We start from the raw sequence: 3896 nt of genomic DNA on the forward strand, positions 1-3896 counted from the left end.
TTTCTATACGTTCCAGCAAACCTCGCAGTTCACCTTCAACACAAATAGAATGCTCCCCTACCACTTATAAAAGTCCATAGCTTCGGTGGTATGCTTATGCCCGATTATTATCCATGCCGGATCGCTCGACTAGTGAGCTGTTACGCACTCTTTAAATGAATGGCTGCTTCCAAGCCAACATCCTAGCTGTCTAAGCAATCCAACCGCGTTTTTTCAACTTAGCATACACTTGGGGACCTTAGCTGATGGTCCGGGTTCTTTCCCTCTCGGACATGGACCTTAGCACCCATGCCCTCACTGCTGATCAACATTTTATAGCATTCGGAGTTTGTCAGGAATTGGTAGGCGGTGAAGCCCCCGCATCCAATCAGTAGCTCTACCTCTATAAAACTAAATCAACGCTGCACCTAAATGCATTTCGGGGAGTACGAGCTATTTCCGTGTTTGATTGGCCTTTCACCCCTACCCACAGGTCATCCCAAGACTTTTCAACGTCAACGGGTTCGGGCCTCCACTTTGGGTTAACAAAGCTTCACCCTGCCCATGGGTAGATCACACGGTTTCGCGTCTACTTCTACTGACTAAAGCGCCCTATTCAGACTCGCTTTCGCTACGGATCCGTACCTGAAGTACTTAACCTGGCCAGCAACAGTAACTCGTAGGCTCATTATGCAAAAGGCACGCCGTCACCCATAAAGGGCTCCGACCGCTTGTAAGCGTATGGTTTCAGGATCTATTTCACTCCCTTATTCAGGGTTCTTTTCACCTTTCCCTCACGGTACTGGTTCACTATCGGTCTCTCAGGAGTATTTAGCCTTAGCGGATGGTCCCGCCAGATTCACACAGGGTTTCACGTGCCCCGCGCTACTCAGGATACTGCTATGATTTATACAACCTTACCTATACGGGACTATCACCCTCTACGGTACCTCTTTCCAAAGGTTTCTAATTCAGCGTACAATCAATATCGCAGTCCTACTACCCCATAATTGCCGTAACAACTATGGTTTGGGCTGCTCCGCGTTCGCTCGCCACTACTTACGGAATCACTCTTGTTTTCTTCTCCTACGGGTACTTAGATGTTTCAGTTCCCCGCGTTCGCCTCCCGATAAATATCGGGATACTATACCTTCAGTATAGTGGGTTGCCCCATTCGGATATCTGCGGATCAATTCGTATGTGCCGATCCCCGCAGCTTTTCGCAGCTTATCACGTCCTTCTTCGCCTCTGAGAGCCTAGGCATTCCCCATACGCCCTTACATAACTTATAATACCTTTAATCAGATATGAGAAGACAGATATTAGACCTTAGAATATATTAAATACTCCTATACTCCTAATCCCTACACTCTCAAATCCAAATTCTAATTTGCTCTTTTACTTTAATTCTATCTACAAGATTTTCATCTTGCTCGTATTTGCTTTATCTCAATATGTCAATGAACTTTTCGGCAAGTCGTCACAGATAAGTGTTTGCACTTATGCTGCTTCGACCTTTGGCCTCGTGGAGAATATCGGAGTCGAACCGATGACCTTCCCGACTGCATGTCGGGACGATCCAGCCCCTAATGGCTGATTTCCTTCAATCTTATATGAACTTTCATCTCTTATGTGGAGAATATCGGAGTCGAACCGATGACCTCCTGCGTGCAAGGCAGGCGCTCTAGCCAGCTGAGCTAATTCCCCTCTTGAATCCCGAATGTCGAACTCAGAATCTTGAATGTAGAATTCTCAACTTCCAGAATTTCCTAACAATATATAATCTATGAACTTTCTTTACCGCGCTAAAAAAACGTGGCACCGATACGCAGTCCTACTTCTAACTTCCTACTTCTATCTCCGTACCGCTAATTTCCCGTAGTCTCGGGCAGGCTCCCTTCGATATCCCGATAACTATCGGGACCAGGATAAACCTCTCTCCTCCCTCGACTTGTAGTCTCGGGCAGGCTCGAACTGCCGACCTCTACATTATCAGTGTAGCGCTCTAACCAGCTGAGCTACGAGACTGTCTCTAAAATTACAAGTCTCCGCTACCTCTTACAGACTTTTTCAACCTGTAACTTGCAACATGCAACCTGCAATTGCTTTTTTTTATTGACAGCATAAGCAAAATTATTCCTTTCAAATTCGCTCGTATCGAACATCCCGTTTCTCTAGAAAGGAGGTGTTCCAGCCGCACCTTCCGGTACGGCTACCTTGTTACGACTTAGCCCCAGTTACCAGTTTTACCCTAGGCAGCTCCTTGCGGTCACCGACTTCAGGTACCCCCAGCTTCCATGGCTTGACGGGCGGTGTGTACAAGGCCCGGGAACGTATTCACCGGATCATGGCTGATATCCGATTACTAGCGATTCCAGCTTCACGGAGTCGAGTTGCAGACTCCGATCCGAACTGTGATCGGTTTTATAGATTCGCGCCTGGTCACCCAGTGGCTGCTCTCTGTACCGACCATTGTAGCACGTGTGTAGCCCAAGACGTAAGGGCCGTGATGATTTGACGTCATCCCCACCTTCCTCACGGTTTGCACCGGCAGTCTGGTTAGAGTCCCCGACATTACTCGCTGGTAACTAACCACAGGGGTTGCGCTCGTTATAGGACTTAACCTGACACCTCACGGCACGAGCTGACGACAACCATGCAGCACCTTGTGAATTGTCCGAAGAAATAACTGTTTCCAATTACGTCAATCCACATTTAAGCCTTGGTAAGGTTCCTCGCGTATCATCGAATTAAACCACATGCTCCACCGCTTGTGCGGGCCCCCGTCAATTCCTTTGAGTTTCATTCTTGCGAACGTACTCCCCAGGTGGGATACTTATCACTTTCGCTTAGCCACTGATCCTTGCGAACCAACAGCTAGTATCCATCGTTTACGGCGTGGACTACCAGGGTATCTAATCCTGTTCGCTACCCACGCTTTCGTCCATCAGCGTCAATGATGTGTTAGTGACCTGCCTTCGCAATCGGTATTCTATGTAATATCTATGCATTTCACCGCTACACTACATATTCTAATCACTTCACACATATTCAAGACCGCCAGTATCAAAGGCAATTTTACCGTTAAGCGGCAAACTTTCACCCCTGACTTAACAGCCCGCCTACGGACCCTTTAAACCCAATGATTCCGGATAACGCTTGCACCCTCCGTATTACCGCGGCTGCTGGCACGGAGTTAGCCGGTGCTTATTCCTACGATACCGTCATCAAGGTACGCGTACCTCTTATTCTTCTCGTAGAAAAGCAGTTTACAACCCATAGGGCAGTCTTCCTGCACGCGGCATGGCTGGATCAGTCTCCCGACCATTGTCCAATATTCCTCACTGCTGCCTCCCGTAGGAGTCTGGTCCGTGTCTCAGTACCAGTGTGGGGGATCTCCCTCTCAGGACCCCTACCCATCGTTGCCTTGGTATGCCGTTACCATACCAACTAGCTAATGGGACGCATGCTCATCTTATGCCGCCTCAACTTTAAGATAAAATAGATGCCTATTCTATATACCATGGGGCATTAATCCAAATTTCTTCGGGCTATTCCCCTGCATAAGGTAGATTGCATACGCGTTACGCACCCGTGCGCCGGTCTCTAAGGAGCAAGCTCCTTATACCCCTCGACTTGCATGTGTTAGGCCTGCCGCTAGCGTTCATCCTGAGCCAGGATCAAACTCTTCATCGTTTATTCTTAAATATCTATTTAGAACATCCGATACATAAAGCATTTCCTACTCAAAATAATTTTGCTTAAATCTTCCTAATGATCAAAACTTACTCTCGTAAATTTTATCCTTAGTGCTGTCAACAATATTTCAAGGAACTTTCCTAAATTCTTCTTATCTTTTCGCTCTCTAATAAAGCGGCTGCAAAAGTAAAACGTTTTTTTAAACTCACCAACTTTTT

General features: G+C 47.1%; 2 tRNA genes and 2 rRNA genes (1 of these 4 running past the window's edge). All 4 read right to left on the bottom strand.

The features are described from left to right. Positions 1-1271, bottom strand: a 23S ribosomal RNA gene (locus tag ACVBDU_RS22395); it reaches 1560 nt to the left of the window's first position. A 341-nt stretch (positions 1272-1612) separates the two neighbouring features. Further along, a tRNA-Ala gene (locus ACVBDU_RS22400) sits at positions 1613-1686 on the bottom strand. Between the two features lie 247 nt (positions 1687-1933). After that, a tRNA-Ile gene (locus tag ACVBDU_RS22405) sits at positions 1934-2007 on the bottom strand. Between the two features lie 150 nt (positions 2008-2157). Further along, positions 2158-3675 (bottom strand): 16S ribosomal RNA (locus tag ACVBDU_RS22410). The 16S and 23S rRNA genes sit together here with 2 tRNA genes alongside, the layout of an rRNA operon. Positions 3676-3896: the final 221 nt, after the last annotated feature.

The sequence above is a fragment of the Sinomicrobium endophyticum genome, from assembly GCF_052983315.1.